This window comes from uncultured Martelella sp. (genome assembly GCF_963677965.2).
GTDB classification, from domain to species: Bacteria; Pseudomonadota; Alphaproteobacteria; order Rhizobiales; family Rhizobiaceae; genus Martelella; species Martelella mangrovi.
The window spans coordinates 184405-210259 of record NZ_CAXXFM010000002.1 but is presented as its reverse complement, the minus strand read 5'-3'; the positions used below and the strand labels follow the sequence as shown (position 1 = coordinate 210259).

Sequence of the window (25855 nt, the reverse complement as noted above, 5' to 3'; positions counted from 1 at the left end):
GATGATCAGATCATGAGCACGACGGACCAGACAACGATGAACCCCGAAGTGGTCGCCCTCGGCGACCCCAATCTCAGCTTTTCCTTCGGCGAGCGCCGCACGCTGATGAACTTCATCCAGACCGTGATCCTGTGGGTGCTGGCCGGCATCGCCGCCATCCCGCTGATCTCGGTTCTGTGGATGCTGATCAGCCGTGGCGGATTGCGGCTCTCGGCGGCAATCTTCACCGAGCTTCCGCCTGCCCCCTTCGAACAGGGCGGCGGCATTGGCAACGCCATCGTCGGCACACTGGTCATGGTTGCGATTGCATCGCTGATCTCGATCCCGGTCGGCGTTCTCGGCGGCCTTTATACCGGGCTTATCAACCCCGACGGCAAGATATCTGCGCTGATCCGTTTCGTCGGCAAGGTCCTGACCGGATTTCCATCGATCCTTTCCGGTGTCTTCGTCTATGCCTGGCTGGTGGTGGTGATGAAGACCTATTCGGCGATTGCCGGCGGTGTTTCGCTGTCGATCCTGATGCTGCCGACCGTGCTTCTGACGGCCGAACAGGCCTTCCGGATGGTGCCCCAGCGGATGAAGGATGCCGCCTACGGAATGGGCTGCAATTCAACACAGGTCGCGACCAAAATTGTTTTGCCGACCGCCCTTCCAGGTGTTATGACCGGTGTAATGCTTGCAGTGGCGGGCGCGTCCGGTGAATCGGCCCCGCTGCTGTTTACGGCGCTTTTTTCGAATTACTGGATCGGGAGCTTTACCGAGCCGACAGCATCATTGTCGATTTTGATCTATAACTTCTCGGCAATGCCCTATGAAAACCAGATTGAACTTGCATGGACAGCCTCTCTTGTTCTGGTTCTGATCGTGCTTGTCTTCAACATTCTCAGTCGCTCGTTCGGCACTCGCCGCGTGTAGGAGAAAAAGGTCGATTATCATGTCTACGGAAATGGAAATGAACAAGATTGAGGCCGCGGCCGCACAGCAGCACGGCGATGTTGCCATCGGCGCGAACATCGACAAGATCTACTACGGCGATTTCCTGGCCGTGCGCGACGCCGCCGTCGATATCGAAAAAGGCAAGATCACGGGCTTCATCGGCCCGTCGGGCTGTGGCAAGTCGACGGTGCTGCGTTCTCTCAACCGCATGAACGACCTGATCCCGATCTTCCGCCTTGAAGGGCATGTGCGTTTCCTGGGCCAGGACGTCTACGGCAAGAATGTCGACCCGGTGGTCGTGCGCCGCCATATCGGCATGGTGTTCCAGCAGCCGAACCCGTTTTCGATGAGCATCTTTGAAAACGTTGCCTTCGGCCTGCGCCTCAACGGCTTCAAGGGCGACATTTCCGGCCGCGTCGAAAAGGCGCTGCGCCGCGCTGCGCTCTGGAACGAGGTCAAGGACAAGCTGAAGCAGAATGGCCTGTCGCTTTCCGGCGGCCAGCAGCAGCGCCTGTGCATCGCGCGTGCGATTGCCACCGAGCCGACGGTTCTGTTGATGGACGAGCCCTGCTCCGCGCTCGACCCGATCGCCACGCGCCAGATCGAGGAACTGATGCTGGAGCTGAAGAAGGACTACACGGTCGCGATCGTGACCCACAACATGCAGCAGGCGATCCGCGTTGCCGACAAGACGGCATTCTTCTCCGTCGACATGTCGCAGGGCGGCCGCACCGGTTTCCTCGTCGAAGTCGGCGACACCAAGCAGATTTTCGAAAACCCGAAGGAAAACCTCACGAAGGAATATCTTTCGGGCGAGTTCAGCTAAGGCTCAAACGAACCATCGCAGCGTTTTCGGGCGGCTTTTCCCAAAAGCCGCCCTTTTGGTATAATGCGCCAACCGCGCCGGCCTTGGAACGCAACAGAAAGAGTTTGATGTTCAGACACAGCCTCGACCTTGAGAAGATCGAAGCCAAACTGCGTGACACACAGCGCCAGTTCGAACGCATCAACATGCTCCTGACGATGCGTCGCGAAAGCATGCCCGATTCCATCATCGAACACATGATGGAAGGATATGCCTATGTCGACCGTCTCCTGAATGACGGAACCGATATCCTCAAACTCGGCGAATTTCACCACCTGCTCGAGCTCAACCATATCGTCCTGTGCGGCTCGTCAGCAAAAAGCAGAGCAGAATTCCGGCATCACATCGAGCGCACCGAATCGCATTTCTACGATCGCCATAACGGCGACATCGGCGGACTGGTCGACTGGTATCAGCGCCACACGGGCAAGGGTGTGCGCAAACGGGCTGCCGGCATTTACGTCCGGGCGCTGAGCCGCCCGCAGCTTTTCATCGAGGGCAATCACCGGACTGGCGCGCTGGTCATGAGCTATATTCTCGGGCGCGAAGGCAAGCCGCCCTTTGTTCTCACGCCTGAAAACGCCGAAGCCTATTTCAACCCGTCCAGCCTGGTTCGTGACGCACACAAATATTCGATCGACGAATTGATCAAGATACCGAAGCTCACGCGCTATTTCGCCCGTTTTCTGAAGGAGACAGAAGACGAGAGCCTTGTCGTGAAGACGGCCGAACTGGAAAAGACCTGACCAGTCAGGCGACTTTCACAACCATGCGTCCGCGAATACGCCCCGCCAGAATGGCCTCGGCAGCTTCCGGCAGTTCCGCAAGCCCGACCTCGCCTTCCGTCGCCAGATCGATTTGTTCGGGCGTCAGCTGCGCCTGCAGCAGGCGCCACGCCGCTTCACGGCGCTTGAGCGGCGCCATCACCGAATCGACCCCGATCAGCGCAACCGATCTGAGGATATGCGGTATCACCGTTGCCGGCAGATCCGCGCCGCCGGCCAGCCCGCAGGCCGTCACCGCGCCGCCATACACCGTTTGCGCCAGCACATTGGCGAGCGTCGTCGAGCCGACGCTGTCGACCGCACCGCTCCACCGTTCCGCCTGGATCGGCTTGCCGGCCTCTGAAAGCTCCTTACGGTCGATGAAATTGCTGGCGCCGAGCTGGCGCAGATAGGCATGGGTTTCCGGCCTGCCGGTCGAGGCCGTAACGCTGAACCCGAGAGAAGACAGCAAGGCCACGGCATAAGAGCCGACGCCACCCGCCGCCCCTGTCACCAGCACGCTGCCCTCGTCAACGGAAACCGTCCCCCAGGCAAGCAACTGGTTGACGCAAAGGGCGGCCGTATAACCGGCCGTGCCGATTGCCATCGCCTGTTTCTGGGTGAACTGCTCCGGCTGCGGCATCAGCCATTCCGGCTTGACCCGCTGAAAGGCGCTGTAGGCACCCCACGCGGTCTCCGACATGCCATGACCGTTGGCGATTACCTTATCGCCGGGCTTGAAGGCGTCGGCATCCGACTCGATCACCGTACCGGCGATGTCGATGCCGGGCACCATCGGAAAGCGCCGCGCGATACGCCCCTTTCCGCTGACCGCCAGCCCGTCCTTGTAGTTGAGGCTCGAATAGTCGACCCGCACGAGAACAGGCAGGTCCGGCAGGTCGGATCGACTGAGTTCCGTCAGCTCTGCCTTCGCATTGTCCTTGTCGCGAATCAGCAAAGCGGGAAAGGTCTCACTCATCATGCACTCCCTGTGTTGGCCGCGAGGATAACGCTGTGCAGGCGCCGAACGCAATGCGGGTTGTCAATCCGTCATCGCCACCCGGGCAACGGCCACCTGCGCGGCAAGCGCGGCATTGTTTTTCACCAGCGCGATATTGGCCTCAAGGCTTTTGCCGCCCGAAAGCTCGTTGATGCGCGCCAAAAGGAAGGGCGTCAGCTCCTTGCGGGTAATCGCCTTTTCCTCGGCCTCACGCAGCGCATCGGCAATGGTGCCGTCGATGAATTCGTGGGTCAGCGCATCGGCTTCGGGAACAGGATTGGCAACGAGAATACCGGTTCCGGTGCCAAGTGCATCATGCAGCAGCATGGCGCTGGCGATATCCTCGGCGCGGTCCATGCGATGATCGGCCGTATACCCGCTGGAGCGCGTGAAGAACGCCGGAAAATCATCGCTGCGATAAGCCATGACCGGCACCCGCTGGGTTTCGAGATATTCAAGCGTCTTGGGAATATCGAGGATCGACTTCACCCCCGCACAGACAACCGTCACGGCGGTATGGCCCAATTCCGTCAGATCGGCGGAAATATCGAAGGTCTGCTCAGCGCCGCGGTGCACGCCGCCGACACCGCCGGTGGCGAAGATCGGAATACCGGCAAGGGCGGCAATCTTCATCGTGGCCGAAACGGTCGTGCCGGCCGTCTGCCCCTTGACCATCGCAACGGCGAGATCGCGGCCGGACGCCTTGACGACGCCGTCTTCGACCTTCGCCAGGCGCTCGATGACGTCTGCGTCCAGACCGGCATGCAGCTTGCCGTCAATGACGGCAATGGTGGCAGGCACCGCACCGTTTTCGCGCACCACCGCCTCGACCGCCAGCGCGGTTTCAAGGTTTGCCGGATAGGGCATACCATGGGTGATGATGGTGGATTCCAGCGCGACGACCGGTTTTCCGCCGGCAAGAGCGGTTTCGACTTCGCCGCTTTTGATGATTTCAATTTCTGACAAGATGATCTCCATTGGTAACGGATGGGCCGAGCCTGTGCAGACAGGCTTCGACGAAATCGGTGGACAGTTCCGGATGGACGCTGGCCGGCGTTTCGGTCGTCAGCGAGCCGATCAGCGCGCCCTTGCGCACCGCCTCGACAAGCGTGTCGTTCCGGGAATAGAAATTGAGCGTTCCGGCAATCATCGCATCGCCGGCGCCGGTCATGTCGACAGGTTTGGCCTCGACAACCGGCACATGACAGACAGTATCCTTGGTGTGAACCACGACGCCGAGCGTGCCGCAGGACAGAACAACGGCTGCAGCGCCTGCTTCATGCAGCGCATTTGCCGCGCCCATCATTCCGTTGATATCACGTGTAAAATCGCAATCATTCCAGGCGCAGGCTTCGTCGAAATTCATGAACAGCAGGTCGATCCCCTTCAGCTCACGGGGCAAGCGGGCGACCTTGGGTGTGGAAACCGCATCGACCGCCAGCGAAAACCGACTGCGCGGCCGCTTTTCGATCAGCGCCGCCAGCGTTGCCGCAGGCAGGTTGCAATCGGCAAACACCAGACTGGCGGATGCAACGGCCGGCCATACGCTATCCATCATTTCCGGTGTCAGCGCGTCGAAAATCGCCATATCGGCGATGCCATAGGCAAGATCACCGCCCGGCTCCAGAATGGCCGCATATTCGGCCGTGCGTTGATCGGGAAGCGACAGCACATGAGCGGTATCGACGCCGCGTTCGCGCAGATGACGCAGCAGGTCACGCCCGCTCTCGTCCGTGCCGACAGCGGACACGAACCCGGTCGAAGCGCCGAGAAGCGCCAGATTTTCCGCAACATTGCGGGCAACGCCGCCAAAGCTGCGCGTGCCCTCGACAGGGTTCGAGGTGCCTGCGATCAGCGGTGCCCGCGCGTGATATTTGCGGTCGATCACGGCGCCGCCGATCGCCACGATCCTCCCTTCCTGCGGCAGCACATAACCACGGCCCAGTATATGGCCCCGCTCGGTAAGCCGCATGACATGGGCGGCCACGGCCGGGCGCGAAATGCCAAGCCGATGCGCCATTTCCTGCTGTCCGGCAAAGGGGTCTTCGCGGATCAGGCGCAAAAGCGATAGTTCAATCTGGCTGAGTTCCGGCATTGTCACGGCCCTTCACGGCTGAGTTTTCGACCTTTTGTAACATGTGTTATTTTAAAAACAATTGTTACATTTCTACTTTTGATGGTTTCGACTGCAACGCCACGGCGTCAGGTGGCGGGCGCATGTTCCCAAACTGCGGCAAATTGATGAATTGCGGGCCCGGGCTTTGCGCGCCCCGATCTCCGGTGGTCGGAAAAATCGACCGCTTTTTACCAAAGTTTAGCGCGTGAACGCCTTTTTTCACCGGCATCGCAATGCTATAGCCCTCGTGGCTTAATGAAACATCGGGGGCAACCGTGCGCCCCGCTAGACGAGGATGGATAATGACGAAGATCAAGGTGGCAAACCCGGTTGTCGATCTCGACGGCGATGAAATGACACGCATCATCTGGCAGTTCATCAAGGAAAAGCTGATTTTCCCGTATCTCGATCTGCCGATCGAATATTACGACCTTTCGGTCCAGAACCGCGACGCCACCGACGATCAGGTTACCGTTGACGCCGCCAACGCCATCAAGAAGCACGGCGTCGGCATCAAATGCGCAACCATCACGCCGGATGAAGCCCGCGTTGAGGAATTCGACCTGAAGAAGATGTGGCGTTCGCCCAATGGCACGATCCGCAACATTCTCGGCGGCGTCATCTTCCGCGAACCGATCATCATGCAGAACGTGCCGCGTCTGGTTCCCGGCTGGACCCAGCCGATCATCGTCGGCCGTCACGCTTTCGGCGACCAGTATCGCGCGACCGATTTCAAGTTCCCCGGCAAGGGCAAGCTGTCGATCAAGTTCGTCGGCGATGACGGCCAGGAAATCGAGCACGAAGTCTACGACGCCCCCTCTTCCGGCGTTGCCATGGCGATGTACAACCTTGATGATTCGATCCGCGATTTCGCCCGCGCTTCGTTCAACTATTCGCTTCAGCGCGGCGTTCCCTGCTATCTGTCGACCAAGAACACCATCCTGAAAGCCTATGACGGCCGCTTCAAGGATCTGTTCCAGGAAGTCTTCGACGCCGAATTCAAGGATCAGTTCGAAGCCAAGAAGATCTGGTACGAACACCGCCTGATCGACGACATGGTCGCTTCCGCCCTGAAATGGTCGGGCGGTTATGTCTGGGCCTGCAAGAACTATGACGGCGACGTCCAGTCCGACATCGTTGCCCAGGGCTTCGGCTCGCTCGGCCTGATGACCTCGGTTCTGATGACGCCGGATGGCCAGACGGTTGAAGCCGAAGCCGCACACGGCACGGTGACCCGTCACTACCGTCAGCACCAGAAGGGTCAGGAAACCTCGACCAACTCGATCGCCTCGATCTTCGCCTGGACGCGCGGCCTTGCCCATCGCGGCAAGCTCGACGGCAATGAAGAGCTGACCGAATTTGCTCTCACGCTTGAAAAGGTCTGCATCGACACCGTCGAAAGCGGCCACATGACCAAGGATCTGGCGCTGCTGATCGGCCCCGACCAGCCGTGGCTGTCGACCACCGCCTTCCTCGACAAGATTGACGAGAACCTGCAGAAGGCCATGGCCGCCTGAGGCAGACACAGTTCGGTATAGAAGAACCCGGCCTTCGCGCCGGGTTTTTTATGGGATAGAGGAATTGGGTTTACACTTGCCGGCAAGGATGCAATAGGAACACAACAGGAACAAAATTCGGAGGATTCGCCTTGAGGCAGCTTGATTTCTACACTAATCCACAATCGCGCGGCCGCATGATCCGCTGGATGCTGGAGGAAACCGGCGCAGATTACGAGACGCACATCCTGACCTATAACGACACGATGAAGTCTGAGGACTATCTGGCGATCAATCCGATGGGAAAGGTCCCGGCAATCGTACATGATGGCAGGGTGGTGACGGAATGCGCCGCGATCTGCGCCTATCTCGCCGATGTCTTTCCTGAAGCCGCCCTGGCTCCGGCAGTTGACGATCGCGCGTCCTATTACCGCTGGCTTTTCTTCGCCGCCGGCCCTCTGGAGGCGGCAACCGTCAACAGGGCGTTCGGGTTCGTCGTGCCGGCAGACCGCGAGCGCGCCGTCGGCTACGGCACATTCGAACACGTCATGGACACGCTCGACATGCGGCTCTCGGAAAGCCCCTATATCACCGGCGATCACTTTACTGCCGCAGATGTCTATGTCGGCTCCCACGTCATCTGGGGCATGAAGTTCAATATGGTTGAGACGCGCGCCTCATTTCAGGACTACGCCGAAAAACTGGTCGTCCGACCTGCCTTCATCCGCGCCAATCAACTGGACGAAGAAGCCGCTGCCTGAAACCACAGCCAGCGGCCCTGAAACCCGCTGGCAAAATGCGCAGTCGAAAATAACGCCTGATCAGACAGTCACCCTGTTGGGGCGTCATTTGGGATTTTTCGGTCCCGGCACGTTATCTTGACGACGACCGGCGGCGCGCGCGGAACATCGACGTGGTGTAGATGGCAAGGGCTGTCCAGATCAGCATGAAAGCGATCAGCTTTGACAGCTCCAGCGGCTCGTGAAACACAAACACGGCGATCAGGAAAATCAGGCTCGGCGCGACATACTGCATGATGCCGATGGTCGACAGTTTCAGCAGTTTGGCGGCATTGGCATAAATCATCAGCGGAATGGCGGTGACCGCCCCGCAGCCGACCAGCAGAAACGTCGTCATCGGCGTCTCCAGGAAGTGGCCATTGCCGCTGATTTCCAGCCAGATGATGTAGACCGCCGCCGGCAGGCTCATGATCAGCGCTTCCAGCGTGAACCCCGGATTGCCGCCAATCGGCACGATCTTGTGTAGGAAGGCATACATGCCGAAGGAAAACGGCAACAACAGCGCCACCACAGGCAGGCTACCGACCTCGACCGCCAGAATGGTCACGGCAACGACCGCCAGCGCGATTGCCACAAGCTGGGGCCGCGAAAGCCGCTCCCGCAGGATCACCGCCGCCAGCGCGACCGAAAACAGCGGATTGATGAAATAGCCAAGGGCGGCATCGACCGTGTGGTGATTGCTGACGGCCCAGATATAGGTGCCCCAGTTGACACAGATGAAGACGCTGCTGAGCCCGACAATCGTCAGAACTTTCGGTTTCCGGCACGCCGCGCGGATTTCTCCACCCTGCCCCGCCAGCCCGACAATCGCGCCGGCGAAGGGCACGGACCAGATGATGCGGTGGGCCAGCACCTCCATCGGCGGCAGGTCGGCGACCAGTTTCAGATAGAGCGGCAGAAAGCCCCACATCAAGAACACCGTCAGCGCCAGCAAAAAGCCCTTGGCCGTATCGCCGTCGGCGACAGTTGCTGCCGGTGGCGTCACGGTTGTATCAATCTCATCGGCCGACATGGCATTGTCCTATCTGGTTACCAGATGCCAATACCGGCAGATGGCGGCGCACGCCACCCGGTTTCGGTGAAGCACGCATCAATTCTGGTAATGTCGCGCCACCGCATGCCGGACGGATTCGATCATTCCGCGGCGACACGCCCTGCAAGCCGGCGGTTCTTCATCAGCTTGAAGATGATGGAATCCATCAGCGCCTGGAACGAGGCATCGATGATGTTTTCCGACACGCCCACGGTCCACCAGCGCACGCCGTCATCATCGATACTCTCGATCAGGACACGCGTGATCGCCTCCGTGCCGCCGTTGAGGATACGCACCTTGTAGTCGGCCAGCTTCAGATCGGCGATTTCGGACTGGAACTTGCCGAGGTCCTTGCGAAAGGCCTTGTCGAGCGCGTTGACGGGGCCATCGCCTTCCGACACGGACATCACCGGCCGGCCATCGATTTCAAGCTTCACCACCGCTTCCGAGACAGTCTTGATCCGGCCGTGACTGTCATAGCGGCGCTCGACCATCACCCGAAAACTGTCGACATGAAAGAAATGCGGAACCGACCCCAGTTCACGCAGCGCCAGAAGCTCGAAACTGGCATCGGCTCCCTCATAGGCATAGCCCATGGATTCGCGTTCCTTGACGATGGCGATCAGCTTGTCGAGACGCGGATCATCCTTGGCGACGGTGATGCCGCGACGGTTCAACTCGTTGATGAAGTTGGATTTTCCGCCCTGATCGGAGACCATCACCTTGCGCGTGTTGCCGACCTTTTCCGGGGCCACATGCTCATAGGTGCGCGGGTCCTTCAAAAGCGCGGAGGCATGAATACCGGCCTTGGTGGCAAAGGCCGAGGCGCCGACGTAAGGCAGCTGCGGATCGGGCGCACGGTTCAGCAACTCGTCAAAGCCATGGGACAGCGCGCTCAGTTCCGCAAGGCGGGCTTCATCGAGGCCAAGCGCATAGCGTTCGCTGTAGCGTTCCTTGAGCGCAAGCGTCGCGGCCAGAGTGATGATATTGGCATTGCCGCAGCGCTCTCCGATGCCGTTCAGCGTGCCCTGAACCTGCCGGACCCCGGCACGCACCGCGGCAAGCGAATTGGCGACCGCCTGTCCGGTATCGTTGTGCGCATGAATGCCGAGACATGCCCCCGGAATGCCCGCGGCGATCACATCGGCGATGATTTCGGCGACCTCGTCCGGCTGCGTGCCGCCATTGGTGTCGCACAGCACCACCCAGCGCGCGCCGGCATCATAAGCGGCTTTGGCGCAGGCCAGCGCATAGTCCCGGTTGGCCTTGTAGCCGTCGAAGAAATGTTCGCAGTCAACCATCGCCTCCTTGCCGGACGCGGCAACAGCGGCAACGCTTTCTGATATGCAGGTAAGGTTTTCTTCGTTCGAAATGCCAAGCGCCACGGAAACATGATAATCCCAGCTCTTGGCGACCAGACAGACCGCGTCGCTTTGAGAGCCGATCAGCGCGGCAAGGCCCGGATCATTGGAGGCCGAAACCCCGGCGCGCTTGGTCATGCCGAAAGCGGTCATCCTTGCGCTTTCGGTCCGCTTTTCGGCGAAAAAAGCGTTATCCGTCGGGTTGGCGCCCGGATACCCCCCTTCGACATAATCGATACCGGCCTGATCCAGCAGGTTGGCAATGGCGATCTTGTCCTCGACCGAAAAGTCGATGCCCGGCGTCTGCTGGCCGTCGCGCAACGTGGTGTCGAACAAATAGATGCGCTCGCGCTTTTCCATATCGTGGGTCTCCATCCCTGAAATCGGCCGTATTCAGCCTTGTTATCCGGCGTCCGCCTCATCATCGGGCGGCCATTTTTCGGTATCGTGGTCGGGGTGCTGAAAGGAAACGATGTCGGTTTCCTCAAGGGCCTGCTCGCGTGCGGGCTTTTCGAAAAGATGGTCGATCCAGGGCAAGCGGCTTTCATGATTGACCTGAACCCGCGGCTCGAAATGCTCCGGTTCATCAAACGCGCCGATGGCAAGTTCGATGCCGTTCGGGTGCTGATAGGTCAGCGGCGTGCCGCAGTGCTCGCAGAAGCCGCGCAGGATCTTTGCCGACGACCTGAAAAGCTTCGGCTTGCCGCGCGTCCATGTCAGATGCGCGATATCGGCGGACACCAGCGGGCCGAAGAAACTGCCGAACGCCTTCTGGCACATGCGGCAATGGCAGATTGACGGCCGTCCGAGGTGGCCGGCGCGAAACCGCACCGCGCCACACTGGCATCCGCCGGAAAAGGTCGGTGCGCTGGTCATGCTTCGCTCTCGGGCTTCATGCACACGGCCTCGATATTGTTTCCATCGGGGTCGCGAACGAAGGCGGCGTAATAGGTTGCGTGGTAGTGCGGGCGAATGCCGGGCGGCCCGTTGTCGGTGGCGCCGGCAGCAAGTGCGGCATCATAGAAAGCCCGAACTTCCGCGCGGGTCTCGGCGCGAAAGGCAATATGCAGCGGCGGCTTGACCGGCCCGCCGGGCGAAAGCCAGAAAAGCGGCTTTCCGGCGCCGAAGGCAACGCCATCGAGACGCTCGGGGTCGCTTTCGTCCATCGAGAATTTCATTGCGACAGACATCGAAAGCGGCGCCAGCGCTTTCTCATAGAAGGCCATCGCCGCCTTCAGGTTAGCGACCGGCAGCCCCATGTGATCGATCATGCGTTCACTCATCTTTTTACCTCCCATGTCGTGATACGCTCGCCCGTTTCCTTGTCTTTTGAATCCTTTAGCTGAATGCCCTGAGATGCCAGTTCATCGCGAATGCGATCTGCCTCGGCCCAGTTTTTCTCGCGGATGAAGGCGAGGCGTTCGTCTATCTTTTCTTGAATTTCGTCTAAACCTTGCTTCCGCCGAAGCCATTCGTCAGGCGAATGTAAAAGGAGGCCTACAAACCTCGCGGATGCTAGTGCAACTGCACCACATTCTCGGTCGTAGAAGTCCCATCCAAGCTCTGACGCTCCAGCTTCCAACACACCCATCTGATCGGAGCTAAATAGCGTATAGAGTAATTGGAACGCTTTTGGCGTATCCAAATCATTACAGAGCGCACTTATAAAACGCGTGTTTGGAACGGAAGGTTGAAGATTGTCCACTTCATCAAGCTGGCGATACCATTTCGTAAGCAGGCGCTCTGCCTCCTCCAACCGCTTCACCGAAAAGTCGATCGGCTCGCGGTAGTGCGTCATCAGCATCGCCAGCCGCAGCACCTCGCCCGGCCATTTGCGGCCGCCAAAATTTTCCGTTTCCAGCAGTTCGTGGATGGTGAAGAAGTTGCCCTCGGACTTGGCCATCTTGCGGCCTTCGACCTGCACGAAGCCGTTATGCATCCAGACATTGGCCATCACGTGGTTGCCATGGGCCGAGCAGGACTGGGCGATCTCGTTTTCGTGGTGGGGGAAAATCAGGTCGAGGCCGCCGCCGTGGATGTCGAAGGTTTCACCGAGATGCTGTTCCGACATCACCGAGCATTCGATATGCCAGCCGGGCCTGCCGTGGATGACGGCGGTTTCGCCGTCGACGGTGAAGGCGCCGTCCCAGCCGGGTTCATCCGCCGCGCTTTCCTTCCACAGCACGAAATCGGCCGGACTTTTCTTGTGGCTTTCCACGGCGATGCGCGCGCCCGCCTGCTGGTCTTCGAGGTTGCGGCGCGACAGCCTGCCGTAATCGGGCATGGATGGCACGTCGAACAGCACTTCCTTGCCTTCCGCACCCTCGGCCACATAGGCATTGCCCTTGTCGATCAGCGTCTGGATCATCGCCACCATGCCGTCGATATGCTCGGTCGCCCGCGGCTCAATTGTGGGCGGCAGAACGCCGAGTGCGGCGATGTCCTTGTGGAACTGATCGGCGGTCTTTTCCGTCACATTGCGGATCGCCTCGTTCAGCGGCAGGTCCGGATAGTCGCGCCTGGCCCGTGCGTTGATCTTGTCGTCGACATCGGTGATGTTGCGCACATAAGTGACGTGCTCCTCGCCATAGACGTGACGCAGCAGGCGGTAAAGCACGTCGAAGACGATGACCGGCCGGGCATTGCCGATATGGGCAAAGTCATAGACCGTCGGCCCGCAGACATACATGCGCACGTTCTCAGGGTCTATCGGTTCGAAAACCTGCTTTTCGCGCGTCAGTGTATTATAGAGCTTCAGGGCTTCGCCCATGTCCAGTCTCCCGAAATCAGTCTTGCTGCACGTCAACAGGCCAGCGACCCGGCCGGGTCGTCTGTCTTCAGCTTGATTTCAGGACAAGGACGGCCGGCCAGCGAAACGCTAGCGAATAATGGTGCAGATAATGCAAAGGGCCGTGTTCATTGCCGCGTTATGCCCGCTGCCACCGCCGCCGTCAAGACGCCCGCGCCAATTCGGGAATTTCGAAATACCATTTGATCTGCGCGTCCCTGCCGCCAGCATGCCGGTATCAGGCAAAAGCGCCGCCGGGACGGGATGATTGACGGACTGCCGTTCATCCGGCCCTTCCCGAACGCGGTTTTTAAGCATCGCAACTCAGTCGCCGATCACGACCGTCACATTGTCGAGCCCCATGGTGCGGGCAAGGTCGAACAACAGCGCCGCGTTATCCGGGTGCAGCCGCACGCAACCATGCGAGGCCGGCGAGCCGAGCCGGGAAAGCTGGTCGGTTCCGTGAACGGCGTAACCATGGTGGAAGAAGATCGCATACGGCATCGGCGCGTTGTTGTATTTGCGCGAACGATGATTTTTCGAAAGCCATTCCGCGCCGTAAATCCCCTGCGGCGTGGCATAGTGTCCGCGCCCGGTCGATACCGGCCACTGGTAACGCTCATGACCGCCGATGATCACTTTCATCGTCTGGTCCCTGAGGCTGACGGCCGCAACGACCTTGCCCGGCTCAAAGATATCATCACCGGATTTACGCGCCGCATCGGCGGCAGATACGGTTACAAGGAGTAACAGAAGTGCAGTGAAAACGATGCGCATGATAATCCCCGATACATTGTCCCCTGTCGCTCAGGTTACGTGCACCGGGAATTACAATCAATGCGAGACTACCGGTAAGGTAAACGGTTTGGCCGGAAGGCCCCGCATTCCTCAGGGCGCCAGGGTTGCAGCCACCAGGTCGACGACTTTTTCGGCTTCGATTGTCATCGCAACCTGCTGTTCCGGCTTGTCATCCCACGGGCTTGGCGGGAAAAACTGTCCGGCGGGTTTCTGCAGCGTCAGGCCATCGGCAATGCCGCCGCACACGACACGCACGCTTCCCGCGCGCAAACCGAAGAGTTCGGGCGCAACGACGTAGACGCAGGCGCAGCTGTCATGGACAACCATGCCGTCATCCACCTGCTGGCTGTAGAAATCGATGTAGGGATCGGAAATCTTCGCCAGAAGCTCGACAGCCGGGCCGCCGCGCCGCGCCAGATCCTTCATGGTGGTGCGGGTCATCACTGTCTGGATAGTAACATCGAGACCGATGATGACGACCTTCCACGGCGCGGTGAAAACCGCATCGGCGGCTTCCGGATCACCGTGAATATTGGCTTCCGCCGCCGGCGTCACATTGCCGTTGCACTCGAATGCGCCGCCCATGACCACCACCTGCTTGACCAGACCGGCAATTTCGGGATCGTGGGCCAGCGCCAGCGCCAGATTGGTCATCCGGCCAACGGCGACAATTTCGACCTCGCCCGGATTGGCGCGGACCGTATCAATGATGAACTGCCATGCGGGACGCGAATCAAGCGGCACATCGTCGATGATTTCCGGCATTTCGATATCGCCGAGACCGTTGACGCCATGCACCACAACCGGCCACGGGGCCATCGGGCGCGCCGGATCGTAGGTTTCATCGGCACCACGCACCACCGGCGCCGAAATTCCGAATTCACGCCTCAGAAACTGCGCATTGCGGGTGGTCGTATCAGCCGATGCGTTACCGAAGACGGAGGTCACACCCAGAAGCTCGATGTCGGGGTGACGCTCGAGGAAAAGCAATGCCATTGCATCGTCGATACCCGGGTCCGTGTCGAAAATTACCTTGTGCATGAAAACGAATCCTGCTTTTTGAAAGATCGTAACCGGCTGAAGCGCCGCCCGCAAAACGGCCTACACGATCCGGGCGCAAAAGAAAACGCTGACAGTCTCCGGTGGCGCCTGCTGCCTGCCTTTTTTGGAGTTTCATCCGTTTGTTTGAAGCCAGTCTCGAGCTGCTGCTCATCCTGTTCGCGGCGGCGTTCGTCGCCGGTTTCGTGGATTCCATTGCCGGCGGCGCCGGCCTGATCACCATTCCCGTCATGCTGATCGCCGGCATTCCGCCGCTGCAAACGCTGGGCACCAACAAGCTGCAGGGCATTTTCGGCGCAACCTCGGCAACCATCTCCTATGCCCGCGGCGGCCGGGTGGACCCGAAGACACAATGGCCGATGGCGCTTCTCGCCTTTGCCGGCGGTGCCGTCGGCGCCGCACTTGCAACGGTGATTTCCGGCGATGTGCTGCTGGCGGCCCTGCCCTTCCTGCTGGCGGGCATCGGGCTTTATTTCGCGCTGCGCAGCGGGCTTGACGATACCGACCGGCACCAGCGGCTCTCTGTGCCGCTCTTTGCCGGTCTGGTGGTTCCGGCAATCGGGTTTTACGATGGTCTTTTCGGGCCGGGCACCGGCTCGTTCTTCATGCTCGCCTTCGTCACCCTTGGCGGGCTGGGCATGCTGAAGGCGACCGCGCGCACCAAGCTGCTCAATCTCTCGTCCAATCTCGGCGCCTTCGTCGTTTTCCTGGCGGGTGGCGCGATATTGTGGAAGATCGGTCTCGTCATGGGCGTCGGCCAATTTCTCGGGGCCCAGACCGGCTCGAACCTCGCCATGAAACGCGGCGCAAAGATCATTCGGCCGCTGCTGGCAATCTCCAGCCTGGCCATGGCCGCCAAGGTATTTTTTGACGATCAAAACCCGATTTATCAGTGGCTTATGATGTAATCTTCAACTGCATTGGTAAACCCGCCGCCATGAAGATCACGGTCTGTGCGGCGGCCGCTATTCGCTGGTTCAGCAATCCGGCCTCATCGCGAAACCGGCGCGCCAGGGCATTGTCGGGCACAATGCCGAGCCCGACCTCGTTTGCAACGATGAACAGTGGATAGGGACATTCGGCAACAAAGGTCGCAAGCCTTTCACCGGCCTTACCGACATCGTGATCGCCCAGAATGAGATTGGTCACCCACAGCGTCAGGCAGTCGATCAACACCACCGGGCGCGGTTCGTCCCGCAGGCTTTCAAGACATTCGACAAGCGCGAGCGGCACTTCATGGGTCCGCCAGGCATTGCCGCGCTCTGCCCTGTGACGGGCAATCCGGGTTTCCATTTCGGGATCGAGGGCCTGCGCCGTGGCGACATAATGAAGATCGCCCTTTTCCGCCCTTGCCAGCTTTTCCGCCTGCGCCGACTTGCCCGACCGGGCACCACCGAGGATCAGGCACGCCCCTTGCGCTGTTGCACTATTCTGCAAACTCGAGCCCCGATCCGTTGTTGTCGATGAAAAGCACCGGAAAACGGCCCCGAAATGAAAGCGGACGATTCGTAGAACAAGAGGCGTCCGCCTTGCTGATCATTTCGGATGCGCACTTGCGAAGACCACCTCCGCCAAGCCGCAAACCATGTTCCGGCGCTTCATCAATATAGCGTTTTGCCGCCGGTTTCGCAATGATGCGCCCTGGCTGGCGACAACGCCTTAAAGAGACCGGGCGACCTTGTCCGCCACATCTTCGGGCAGCCATGCCTTCCAGATATCCGGATAGGTTTCCAGAAAATGGCGGGCGCCGCCTTCATTGTCGGCGTCATTATTGCTCATCCAGGCCAGCACCTGGCTGACGGTGGCATTGCTCCATGAGCGGTTGTTGAAATAGTCCATCAAATCGCCGCCCTCCATCGCGAAGTCGCCGGAAACCAGCGTGTAGACGGCCGAGACGGGATAGGCATTGAGCTTCGGGTCGGCGCAATCGGCCACGATCGTGCAGCTGTCCCATTCCTGCTTGCTGAATTCGACGCCGAAGCTGAGCTTCACCATGTCGTATTCGCCCAGAAGCGCGGTTGGCGCCCAGTAATAGCCAAGCCAGCCTTTCCCGTCTTCAAAGGCCTTTGCGACCGAGCGTTCGAGGGCTGTTCCCGACTCCATCTCAACCAGGTCAAACCCCTTGTCGGCGCCATCGAGCGCGCGAAACAGGTTCTCCGTCGAGACCCGACAGGCCCAGCCAACGGGACAGTTGAACACCGCCGGCTTGTCGCCGCCTTCGGCCGGCATGAAAAGCTCGGGGTGCTTCAGCGCCCGCTGGGCCGTGGTGATCTCCGGGTGCGCATCGGCAAGGAATTTCGGTATCCACCAGCCCTGCACCCCACCCTCGCTCAGGAGCGGTGCGGCAAAGGCAGCCCGTTTTTCAGCCACGGCTTCATCCAGCGCAGGCGTTGCGCTTTCGAACCAGAATTCGGGAATGATCTCCGGCTTTCCGGTTTCGATCATCGTCTCCACCGCGCTGTCGGTATCGCCCGGGACCATGGAGACCGTACAGTCGAACCCGGCCTCGAGGATGATCCGGTCGACCCATGCGGCAAGCCCTGCCGACGACCAGTTCAGCTCCGCAATCGAAATATCGGAGCACCGGTCCTGTGCCTGCGCGCCTTGCGCTGAAACTGTAAACGATCCCGCAACCACACATGCGGCGGCAATATGCGCTTTCATAACGATTGATCCATACCCTGCCTGAGCGCCTGCTGCCGCAGCCAACGGCGAAACGCTTCTGGAATTCGTTTATGTCAAGAGTAGTGCCCGGACAGCTAAATGACAAACACAGGCTTTGGATTTTTTTATGGCCAACTGCTTTAAAAGCGCGTCTGCGCTAACCAAGCGGTAAGGTTCTGCCGTTAGAAAAAAGACAGCGGACGGTTGCGCGGCAAGTTGCCCCGACCTTTTGAGTATTTGCGTAGTCGGGGTGCCGTTGTTTTTCTGGTACTGCGTATGCAACCTCCGCGGATGCGGGTTCTGCCTTGTCGAACCTTGCGAACACGATGTCAGGAGACGATCGTCAGTCGCTCCGCAGCCCGGGTAATGGCGGTATAAAGCCAGCGCTCGCGCGTATCTCTGAATGCCCAGCTTTCATCGAACAGCACCACATTGTTCCACTGCGAGCCTTGCGCCTTGTGGACCGTCAACGCGTAGCCGTAGTCGAAATCATCGTAGCGTTTCTTGGTCGACCAGGGAATTTCGGTTTCGCTGTCCTCAAAGGCGGCCTTCAGCAGCTTGATGCGCGACGCACCGCGGTCGGGATCGTCTTCCTCCGGGTTCACCAGCAGGTTGATCCCCGGCTTCACCGTCTCCTTCGATGCCGACATCACCTTCCACAGCGAACCGTTGAGCAGGCCCTTGGCCGGATCATTGCGCAGGCAGACCAGCTTGTCGCCGGATTGCGGATAGACCTGCGAAAAGCCTTTGAGTTCACGCAGACGCTGGTTGTAGCGCCGCCGGGTCTTGTTGGTGCCGACCAGCACCTGATCGGCATCGAGCACCAGATCCTGTGTCACTTCGCGGCGCGAAATCACCTTCGCCTCGCCGTAATCACCGTGTGGTATCTCATCGCCCTCGCGCACCCGCATGGCCAGATCGATGATCGGGTTGTCGCGCGCCTGCCGGTGGATTTCGGTCAGCAGGAAATCCGGCTCGTGATTGGTGAAATAGCCGCCGCCCGAAACCGGCGGCAACTGCCCCGGGTCGCCGAGCACCAGCACCGGCGTGCCGAAACTGACCAGGTCCTGCCCGAGCTTTTCGTCCACCATCGAGCATTCATCGATGATGATCAGCGCCGCCTTTGCCAGCGGGCTCTGCCGGTTGATGGAAAACATCGGTGCGACCGACGTCTTGCCGGTCTCCTCGTCCTCGATCATTTCCTCGCCCTTGGGGCGATAGATCAGCGAGTGAATGGTGCGGGCATTGCTGGCCCCGCGCGAGCGCAGCACCTGCGCGGCCTTGCCGGTGAAGGCGGCAAACAGCACCTCGCCATCTACATGTTCGGCAAAATAGCGCGCAAGCGTGGTCTTGCCGGTTCCGGCAAAGCCGAACAACCGGAACACCGGCGAACGGCCTTCCTTCAGCCAGCGCGACACGGCCTGCAGCGCTTCATCCTGTTGCGGTGAAAACTCCATGGCGTGACTTGGCAGGATTCGCCAACCCGGGGCAACAAAAAATCGGATCTGCTTGGGAATAAATCGCCGATCTGAGGTGTCTATCGGGTGAATGCGCCACACAGATCGCGGCGCAGATCAGCAAAACGGACAAATCGACATGATGAAGACAATTTCCATTCTCGCCGCCGCAGCACTTGTAGCCGTTGCAGGCACGGCCTTTGCCGGCACAGACACGTTCCGCGCCGTCAACACTTATGACGGTCAGGTTCTGGCCGGGCAGAACGGACGCACGCTCTACACCTATGACAAGGACGCAAACCACCTATCCGTGTGCTACGGTAGCTGTGCTGCCAAATGGCCCCCATATCTCGCCAACCCATCCGCGCAACCGTTCTCGAAATACTCTTTTGTGGTGCGCAAGGACGGGCAGAGACAGTGGGCTTTGAATGGCGAACCTCTCTATTTCCGGGCAAATGACAAGAAGCCCGGCGATGTCACCGGCGACGGCGTCAGCAATCTCTGGCAGGTTGCCCGCCCGGCGTGATCGCACACCGGCGCGGCAGCCTGGAACCGCCGCGCCGGAAAACCTGTTCGAAACGGAAATGCAGCGCTGCCTGCCTCAGCTTATCCGCATGGCATGCGCGCTGGCGGGCTCGGCCGAAGACGGCGTCGACCTGTTGCAGGATACGATCGAACGCGCGCTGTCCCATAAATGCCAATGGCATGGCGACAATCTCGGCGGCTGGCTCTATGCGATCATGGTGCACATCAACGCCAATCATTTTCGCCACCGCAACACGCTTTCCTTCCTTGAGCTTGATCTTGCCGAAGACCTGCCGGACGACGGCGCGGAAGAAAACGTGGAAATCGACCGGCTGATGCTTGCCGATGCGCTCGATACATTACCGCCTGTCGCCCGCGATATCGTGGTTCTCTGCGATCTCGAAGGTTTCAGCTATGACGAAATTGCTGTGCGGCTAGACGTGCCGGTGGGCACGGTGATGTCGCGCCTGTCGCGCGCACGACACCGGCTGGCAGACATTCTGGAGGCGAAAGGAAGCTCAACGCAGCATCGGCCAGAGGCTTGCCACCAGCACCAGCGCCATCACGATATTGAACCATTTCAGCCGGTTGCCATAAGAGAGCCAGTGGCGCAGCCCCGAGCCGAAACCGGCCCAAAGCGAGATACTGGGGATGGTGATCAGGCCGAACACGATCGCGACAATCGCCACGGAGCGGGCATAATCGGCGGGATCGGTGAAGACGGACATGGCCGTCAGTCCCATGATCCAGCCCTTGGGATTGACCCACTGAAAGCCGACCGCCTGAAAAAAGGTGAGTGGCCTGCCGGTCGTCGCCTCGCCGGACGCCATCTTGCGCGTCGTGCCGATCTTCCAGGCGATCCACAGCAGATAGAGCGCACCGGCGATCTTGGCGACAACGAGCACCGACGGAAACGCGGTGATGACCGCCCCGAGCCCGGCGCCGACCCCCGCCATCAAGAGCGCGAAGCCGGCCACCACGCCGGAAATATGCGGCAGCGTGCGGGAAAACCCGAAATTCACCGTCGAGGCGAACACCATCATGTTGTTCGGACCGGGCGTGATCGAGGCCGCCAGCGCGAACCCGATCAGGGCCAGCAATGTTTCGTTGGTCATGGACCTGCCCCTCCCGCAGGTGGACCGCGCCGAAACAGCATACCGCCCTGATCCGGCGCGGCCGATCAAAAGATGATGGATTACATCCCCTGCGGACCGCGGTTCATCGACGCCGGGCCGGTGCGGCAGATTTCGACAAGGCCGAGCGGACGCATGATGGCGATGAACTGGTCGACCTTGGAAACCTTGCCGGTCAGTTCGAACAGGAAATGCTCGACCGAGGCGTCCACCACCTTGGCTTCAAACGCATCGGCAAGACGCAGCGCTTCCTGGCGCTGATCGCCATTGCCGACCACCTTGATCAGCGCCACCTCGCGTTCGACCGGCGGGGCAATTCCCAGTTCGCGGGCGCGGACGGAAAGATCGACCACCTTGTGTACCGGCACCTGCCGGTCGAGCTGGGCCTTGATCTGCTCCAGCACATCGGGCGTGCCCTTGGTGACGATGGTGATGCGCGACAGATGCGCCTCATGCTCGGTTTCCGAAACCGTGAGGCTTTCGATGTTATAGCCGCGTCCGGAGAAGAGGCCGATCACGCGGGCGAGAACGCCCGGCTCGTTGGCAACGACCACGGAAAGCGTGTGGCGCTCGGGCGGGGCGGTCGGGCTCGAGATGAAATAGGCTGAACCGGTCGGTTGTAGCTTGGCGTTCATAGTTTCTATCCTTTCCCCGGGTCAGACGAGCTGACGGCCCTTGGCGTCGATGGCGGTTGCAACGGCTTCGTCATTGGCTTCATCCGGCAGCAGCATGTCGTTATGCGCCCTGCCCGACGGGATCATCGGGAAGCAATTGGCGAGATTGGCGACGCGGCAATCGAAGATCACCGGTTTCGGGCTGTCGATCATCCGCTGGATCGCCTCATCGAGATCGTCCGGATTGTCGCAATAAATGCCTTCCGCGCCATAGGCTTCCGCCAGCTTGACGAAATCGGGCATCGCCTCGGTATAGGAATGCGACAGCCGGTTGCCGTGGAGCAGCTGCTGCCACTGGCGGACCATGCCCATATACTGGTTGTTCATGATGAAGATCTTGATCGGCGCCTTGTGCTGGATCGCCGCAGCCATTTCCTGAATGCACATCTGGATCGAGGCGTCACCCGCAACATCGATGACCAGCGCTTCCGGATGAGCGATCTGGACGCCGAGCGCCGACGGCAGGCCATAGCCCATGGTGCCGAGACCGCCGGAGGTCATCCAGCGCTTCGGCTCCTCGAAATCGAAGAACTGCGCCGCCCACATCTGGTGCTGGCCAACCTCGGTGGTGATGTAGAAATCGCGGCCCTTGACCGCCGCATTCAGCCGCTCCAGCGCATATTGCGGCATGATCACGTCCTTGTTGGGCGTGTAGGCAAAGCAGTCACGCGCCCGCCAGCGCTCGATATTGTCCCACCACTCGTCGAGCGACGGCTTTTCCGCCGGCAGCGCGCGCCACGCGCGAACCATCTCTTCCAGCACATGGGCGACATCGCCGAGGATCGGCACGTCGACATGGATAGTCTTGTTGATCGAGGACGGATCGATATCGATGTGAATCTTGGTCGAATTCGGCGAGAACGCATCGACACGGCCGGTAATGCGGTCATCGAAGCGTGCGCCGACACAGACCATGACGTCACAGTCATGCATCGCCATATTGGCCTGATAGGACCCGTGCATGCCCAGCATGCCCAGCCAGTTCTTGCCGGATGCCGGATAGCAGCCCAGCCCCATCAGCGTCGAGGTGATCGGGAAGTTGGTCAGCCCGACCAGTTCGCGCAGCAGCCGCGTGGCCTCGTCGCCGGAATTGACGACGCCGCCGCCGGTATAGAGGATCGGCCGTTTGGCTTTCGACATCAGCTCGACTGCCGCCGCAATGGCGTCGGCATTGCCCTGAACTTCCGGCCGGTAGCTCTCGCGGATCGGGTGGCCCTTCAGCGGTGAATAACGCCCCTTGGCGAACTGGACGTCCTTGGGAACATCGACAACGACCGGACCCGGACGGCCGCTCTGGGCGATGCGGAAGGCCTCATGGATGACATTGGCGAGGTCGTTCACATCCTTGACCAGCCAGTTGTATTTCGTACAGGGGCGGGTAATGCCGACCGTATCGCATTCCTGAAACGCATCGGAGCCGATCAGCGTGGTCGGAACCTGGCCGGAAATGCAGACCAGCGGAACCGAATCCATCAGCGCATCCTGCAACGGGGTCACCGCATTGGTGGCGCCGGGACCAGAGGTGACCAGCATGACGCCGACCTTGCCGGTGGAACGGGCATAGCCTTCAGCCGCATGGCCCGCGCCCTGCTCGTGACGCACAAGCACATGGTTGATATCGTCCTGCTGAAAGATTTCGTCATAGATCGGCAGCACAGCGCCGCCCGGGTATCCGAAGATATGTTCAACCCCGTTTTCTTTCAGCGCCTGCAAAACGATCTCGGCGCCTGTCATCAAGTTATCCGTCGCGGTCATCGTCATTTTTCCGTTTCGATGGTCTCAAGGTCTTGCGTTGTTATCGGGCATAAAAAAAGGCCCCTTTCAAGGAGCCTGACGTCGCGCATGGGTGGCTTCTGCCGGATGGTTACACCATCCTGCCCATGCGCGATCCCACCACAATAAGAAGTTCTTTCATAATCATGCTTGGGTGATTAGCCGGTCTTGCCGCCTCAGTCAACGCACGACTGCAAGAAAAATAGCCAAACGGGCCGTTCAGTGAAATTAAATTAGGCAGGCGATGGTCGCTTTCCGGCGCTCAAAGCGTAGCCGGATCAAGACGTTGCCAATCGTCACCCATCTGGTTGCGAAACCAGGTCATCTGCCGCTTGGCATATTGCCGGGTTGCCGCACTCGCCCGCGCAATAACCGTTTCACGATCCATGTCGCCCGCCAGCATCGCCGCGACTTCGCGAACGCCGATGGCCCGCATGACCGGGGTTTCCGGTGGAAGCTCCAGAGCAAGCAGCGCCCGAACCTCCTCCACGGCGCCATCTTCCAGCATGGCGGCAAAGCGGGTGTTGATGCGGTCATGCAGGACCGGCCGCTCCGGCAGGATGACGACTTTTTCCGCCTCGTCCGGCCGGATCAGCGGCGGCGGGGTTTCGGCCTGAAAGTCCGCAATCGAGCGGCCGCTCGCATCAAGCACTTCAAGCGCGCGCACGATCCGCTGCCCATCGGCAGGCTCCAGCCGTGCCGCCATGACCGGATCGCGTTCAACGAGAATATCATGAAGCCTTTCCGGGCCCTCGCTCGCCAGAACAGAACGCCAATGCGCGCGGATGGCAGGCGAAACATCCGGCATTTCGGCCAGTCCCTCGGTCAGCGCCTTGAAATAAAGCCCCGTACCGCCGACGAAGACCGGCATGCGCCCCTCGCCCTCCAGCCGCGTGATCAGTGCCGCAGCATCCCGCAGCCATGCGCCGGTGGAATAATCCGTGCCGGCCGCGACATGCCCGTAGAGGCGATGTTCGATGCCGTCCATGTCTTCGGTGGAAGGCCGCGCGGTCAGCACCCGCAGCGTATCATAGACCTGCATGCTGTCGGCGTTGATCACCACGCCGCCGGTTTCACGCGCACGCCGCAGTGCATAAGCGGACTTGCCGCCCGCCGTTGGCCCCGTTATCAGGACCGCACGCCATTTTTTATCCGAGGAATTCACCATGGTTCTCGTTGCCACGCTTGTCGCCAATCCGTCAAATCCTGTTGTGACTTCGGAGCTGGTTTCCAGAGTTTCCGACGCCGTTCTCCCGGAAAAGATCGACTGGCTGAACGCAGGTATCGCGGTCGACCTTTATCTCGAGCCACACATGACCGCGCAGGCAGCCGAAACCGCCATCCGTGAAACGCTCGGGGACCTCGTCGTTGATGTCGTGATCCAGCCGCTGGACGGCCGCCGCAAGAAGGCGCTTCTGGCCGACATGGATTCCACCATGATCAGGCAGGAATGCATCGATGAACTCGCCGCCGAAGTCGGCCTGAAGGACAAGGTCGCCGGTATTACCGCGCGTGCCATGAACGGCGAGATCGAATTCGAGCCGGCGGTGCGCGAGCGCGTTGCCCTGCTTGCCGGCCTCGACATCGGCATTGTCGACGAGATCATCGAAAAGCGTATCACGCTGACGCCGGGTGGCAGGGAACTGATTGCGACGATGAAGGCCAATGGCGGCTATACCGCACTGGTTTCCGGTGGGTTTACCGTTTTCACCAGCCGTATCGGCGCGATGATCGGTTTTGATGAAAACCGCGCCAACACACTTCTGGAAAAAGACGGGAAGCTGACCGGCCATGTCGCCGATCCGATCCTCGGCAAGCAGGCCAAGATCGAGGCGCTGCATGATGTTGCCCGCAAACGCGGCATTGCCGAAACCGAGATCATGGCCGTGGGCGACGGCGCCAACGACCTTGGCATGCTGGAACTGGCCGGTTCCGGCGTCGCGCTCCACGCCAAGCCCAGCGTGGCCGCAAAGGCGAAAATCCGCATCGACCATGGCGACCTGACGGCGCTTCTCTATATTCAGGGCTATCGCCAGGAGGAATTTGTCCGATGAAGCTCGCTGAAACCGAACGTCTGATTATCCGAAACTGGGAAGACCGCGACCGCGACCTGTTCCACGAAATCAATTCCGACGACACGGTGATGGCGTTCTTCCCGATGCGCCGGAACCGCGCCGAGAGTGACGAGATGCTCGACAAGCTGCGCAATATGATTGAGGACACCGGCTACGGCTTTCCTGCCGTCGAACTCAAAGAGACCGGCGAAGTCATCGGCTTTACCGGGCTGAACCTCATCAACAATACGGACGTCAAACCGAAAGACGCGCCCGAGCTTGGTTGGCGCATGGTGACCCGACACTGGGGCAAGGGTTATGCGACAGAGGCCGCACGCGCGATGATCACACTGGCCTTTGACGAACGCGGCCACGACCAGCTTGTGTCCTTCGCTGTCGCCGTCAACCACCGCTCGACGGCGGTCATGGAAAGGCTCGGAATGCGCAGGGATCTTGACGGCGACTTCGATCATCCCTCCGTACCCGACAGTCATCCCCACCTGAAACGCCACGTGCTCTACAGGCTGCACAAGACGGACTGGCAGCGCTCCGGCTGAGA

Annotated in this window: 27 protein-coding genes and 1 pseudogene; 10 read left to right on the top strand and 18 right to left on the bottom strand. The window is 60.1% G+C overall.

Translation table 11 applies throughout. From position 1 onward, the window contains the following. The first annotated feature begins 12 nt into the window (after nt 1-12). The 3 genes from pstA to ACHZCU_RS18295 all read left to right on the top strand — a co-directional run bounded on the left by pstA (nt 13) and on the right by ACHZCU_RS18295 (nt 2547). Nucleotides 13-915 (top strand): phosphate ABC transporter permease PstA, encoded by a 903-nt coding sequence (gene pstA, locus ACHZCU_RS18305; RefSeq protein WP_319519995.1) that lies wholly within the window; start codon nt 13-15, stop codon nt 913-915. 37 nt (nt 916-952) lie between these two features. After that, nucleotides 953-1762 carry a phosphate ABC transporter ATP-binding protein PstB gene (gene pstB, locus ACHZCU_RS18300; protein ID WP_319519994.1) on the top strand — a complete coding sequence of 270 codons (810 nt, stop codon included), beginning with the start codon at nt 953-955 and terminating at the stop codon, nt 1760-1762. A 107-nt stretch (nt 1763-1869) separates the two neighbouring features. Further along, a complete protein-coding gene (locus ACHZCU_RS18295; RefSeq protein ID WP_319519993.1) occupies nt 1870-2547 on the top strand; it encodes a hypothetical protein in 678 nt (225 codons plus the stop codon). 4 nt (nt 2548-2551) lie between these two features. Here the strand turns inward: ACHZCU_RS18295 and ACHZCU_RS18290 are convergent, their stop codons facing one another. From ACHZCU_RS18290 to ACHZCU_RS18275, 4 genes are all read right to left on the bottom strand, one after another. Then, a complete protein-coding gene (locus ACHZCU_RS18290) occupies nt 2552-3544 on the bottom strand; it encodes an MDR family oxidoreductase (RefSeq protein ID WP_319519992.1) in 993 nt (330 codons plus the stop codon). Between the two features lie 63 nt (nt 3545-3607). Next, on the bottom strand, nt 3608-4543 hold the full coding sequence (locus ACHZCU_RS18285; RefSeq protein WP_394706135.1) for a pseudouridine-5'-phosphate glycosidase: 936 nt from the start codon (nt 4541-4543) through the stop codon (nt 3608-3610). Next, nucleotides 4518-5660: a carbohydrate kinase gene (locus ACHZCU_RS18280; RefSeq protein WP_319519991.1), complete on the bottom strand. Its 1143-nt coding sequence runs from the start codon at nt 5658-5660 to the stop codon at nt 4518-4520. The genes ACHZCU_RS18285 and ACHZCU_RS18280 overlap by 26 nt, the downstream gene beginning before the upstream one ends. A gap of 64 nt (nt 5661-5724) precedes the next feature. Beyond that, nucleotides 5725-5997, bottom strand: coding sequence for a hypothetical protein (locus ACHZCU_RS18275; protein ID WP_319519990.1), 273 nt, complete (start codon nt 5995-5997; stop codon nt 5725-5727). Between ACHZCU_RS18275 and ACHZCU_RS18270 the strand changes: the two genes are divergently transcribed. Together ACHZCU_RS18270 and ACHZCU_RS18265 are read left to right on the top strand one after the other, a co-directional pair. Continuing rightward, a complete protein-coding gene (locus ACHZCU_RS18270) occupies nt 5984-7198 on the top strand; it encodes an NADP-dependent isocitrate dehydrogenase (protein WP_319519989.1) in 1215 nt (404 codons plus the stop codon). The two genes, ACHZCU_RS18275 and ACHZCU_RS18270, sit on opposite strands and share 14 nt — an antisense overlap. A 131-nt stretch (nt 7199-7329) precedes the next feature. After that, nucleotides 7330-7938: a glutathione S-transferase family protein gene (locus tag ACHZCU_RS18265; RefSeq protein ID WP_319519988.1), complete on the top strand. Its 609-nt coding sequence runs from the start codon at nt 7330-7332 to the stop codon at nt 7936-7938. A 112-nt stretch (nt 7939-8050) separates the two neighbouring features. On the opposite strand, the gene rarD is transcribed toward ACHZCU_RS18265, so the two are convergent. The 7 genes from rarD to ACHZCU_RS18230 all read right to left on the bottom strand — a co-directional run bounded on the left by rarD (nt 8051) and on the right by ACHZCU_RS18230 (nt 14998). Beyond that, nucleotides 8051-8989, bottom strand: a complete 939-nt coding sequence (gene rarD / locus ACHZCU_RS18260) for an EamA family transporter RarD (RefSeq protein WP_319519987.1) — start codon at nt 8987-8989, stop codon at nt 8051-8053. A gap of 122 nt (nt 8990-9111) precedes the next feature. Continuing rightward, entirely contained in the window at nt 9112-10731 is a 1620-nt protein-coding gene (gene cimA / locus ACHZCU_RS18255; protein ID WP_319519986.1) for a citramalate synthase, read from the bottom strand. Nucleotides 10732-10773: 42 nt separating this feature from the next. Beyond that, nucleotides 10774-11247, bottom strand: a complete 474-nt coding sequence (locus tag ACHZCU_RS18250) for a GFA family protein (RefSeq protein ID WP_319519985.1) — start codon at nt 11245-11247, stop codon at nt 10774-10776. Next, complete coding sequence (locus tag ACHZCU_RS18245) at nt 11244-11654, bottom strand: VOC family protein (protein ID WP_319519984.1); 411 nt, start codon at nt 11652-11654, stop codon at nt 11244-11246. Before ACHZCU_RS18245 ends, ACHZCU_RS18250 begins: the two co-directional genes overlap by 4 nt. Continuing rightward, nucleotides 11651-13141, bottom strand: a complete 1491-nt coding sequence (gene cysS / locus ACHZCU_RS18240) for a cysteine--tRNA ligase (protein WP_319519983.1) — start codon at nt 13139-13141, stop codon at nt 11651-11653. Before cysS ends, ACHZCU_RS18245 begins: the two co-directional genes overlap by 4 nt. Nucleotides 13142-13483: 342 nt before the next feature. Beyond that, a complete protein-coding gene (locus tag ACHZCU_RS18235) occupies nt 13484-13936 on the bottom strand; it encodes a L,D-transpeptidase (RefSeq protein WP_319519982.1) in 453 nt (150 codons plus the stop codon). 111 nt (nt 13937-14047) lie between these two features. Beyond that, on the bottom strand, nt 14048-14998 hold the full coding sequence (locus ACHZCU_RS18230) for a nucleoside hydrolase (protein ID WP_319519981.1): 951 nt from the start codon (nt 14996-14998) through the stop codon (nt 14048-14050). A gap of 140 nt (nt 14999-15138) precedes the next feature. Between ACHZCU_RS18230 and ACHZCU_RS18225 the strand changes: the two genes are divergently transcribed. Beyond that, a complete protein-coding gene (locus tag ACHZCU_RS18225; RefSeq protein WP_319519980.1) occupies nt 15139-15924 on the top strand; it encodes a TSUP family transporter in 786 nt (261 codons plus the stop codon). Here the strand turns inward: ACHZCU_RS18225 and cobU are convergent. The 3 genes from cobU to ACHZCU_RS18210 form a co-directional block, all read right to left on the bottom strand. Further along, a complete protein-coding gene (gene cobU / locus ACHZCU_RS18220; RefSeq protein ID WP_319519979.1) occupies nt 15914-16453 on the bottom strand; it encodes a bifunctional adenosylcobinamide kinase/adenosylcobinamide-phosphate guanylyltransferase in 540 nt (179 codons plus the stop codon). The genes ACHZCU_RS18225 and cobU overlap by 11 nt on opposite strands. A 222-nt stretch (nt 16454-16675) precedes the next feature. Next, nucleotides 16676-17680: a glycine betaine ABC transporter substrate-binding protein gene (locus ACHZCU_RS18215; RefSeq protein WP_319519978.1), complete on the bottom strand. Its 1005-nt coding sequence runs from the start codon at nt 17678-17680 to the stop codon at nt 16676-16678. Nucleotides 17681-18009: 329 nt separating this feature from the next. Beyond that, the gene (locus tag ACHZCU_RS18210; protein ID WP_106311149.1) at nt 18010-19137 is read right to left on the bottom strand and encodes an ATP-dependent RecD-like DNA helicase; all 1128 of its coding nucleotides are present in this window, start codon (nt 19135-19137) and stop codon (nt 18010-18012) included. 139 nt (nt 19138-19276) lie between these two features. Between ACHZCU_RS18210 and ACHZCU_RS18205 the strand changes: the two genes are divergently transcribed. Further along, nucleotides 19277-19663 (top strand): hypothetical protein, encoded by a 387-nt coding sequence (locus ACHZCU_RS18205; RefSeq protein ID WP_319519977.1) that lies wholly within the window; start codon nt 19277-19279, stop codon nt 19661-19663. Then, nucleotides 19566-20141: pseudogene (locus tag ACHZCU_RS18200) on the top strand (RNA polymerase sigma factor); the annotation flags it as partial. The gene ACHZCU_RS18205 and the pseudogene ACHZCU_RS18200, both read left to right, overlap by 98 nt. Nucleotides 20142-20180: 39 nt before the next feature. On the opposite strand, the gene ACHZCU_RS18195 reads toward ACHZCU_RS18200, so the two are convergent. The 4 genes from ACHZCU_RS18195 to miaA form a co-directional block, all read right to left on the bottom strand. After that, nucleotides 20181-20777 carry a LysE family translocator gene (locus tag ACHZCU_RS18195; RefSeq protein WP_319519975.1) on the bottom strand — a complete coding sequence of 199 codons (597 nt, stop codon included), beginning with the start codon at nt 20775-20777 and terminating at the stop codon, nt 20181-20183. 80 nt (nt 20778-20857) lie between these two features. Continuing rightward, a complete protein-coding gene (gene ilvN, locus ACHZCU_RS18190) occupies nt 20858-21430 on the bottom strand; it encodes an acetolactate synthase small subunit (protein ID WP_106311143.1) in 573 nt (190 codons plus the stop codon). Nucleotides 21431-21451: 21 nt separating this feature from the next. After that, nucleotides 21452-23224, bottom strand: coding sequence for an acetolactate synthase 3 large subunit (locus ACHZCU_RS18185; RefSeq protein ID WP_319519974.1), 1773 nt, complete (start codon nt 23222-23224; stop codon nt 21452-21454). A gap of 280 nt (nt 23225-23504) precedes the next feature. Beyond that, nucleotides 23505-24410: a tRNA (adenosine(37)-N6)-dimethylallyltransferase MiaA gene (gene miaA, locus ACHZCU_RS18180; protein ID WP_319520130.1), complete on the bottom strand. Its 906-nt coding sequence runs from the start codon at nt 24408-24410 to the stop codon at nt 23505-23507. Here miaA and serB point away from each other — a divergent pair. Together serB and ACHZCU_RS18170 are read left to right on the top strand one after the other, a co-directional pair. Then, nucleotides 24409-25296 carry a phosphoserine phosphatase SerB gene (gene serB, locus ACHZCU_RS18175; protein WP_319519973.1) on the top strand — a complete coding sequence of 296 codons (888 nt, stop codon included), beginning with the start codon at nt 24409-24411 and terminating at the stop codon, nt 25294-25296. The genes miaA and serB overlap by 2 nt on opposite strands. Beyond that, the gene (locus tag ACHZCU_RS18170; RefSeq protein ID WP_319519972.1) at nt 25293-25853 is read left to right on the top strand and encodes a GNAT family N-acetyltransferase; all 561 of its coding nucleotides are present in this window, start codon (nt 25293-25295) and stop codon (nt 25851-25853) included. Before serB ends, ACHZCU_RS18170 begins: the two co-directional genes overlap by 4 nt. Nucleotides 25854-25855: the final 2 nt, after the last annotated feature.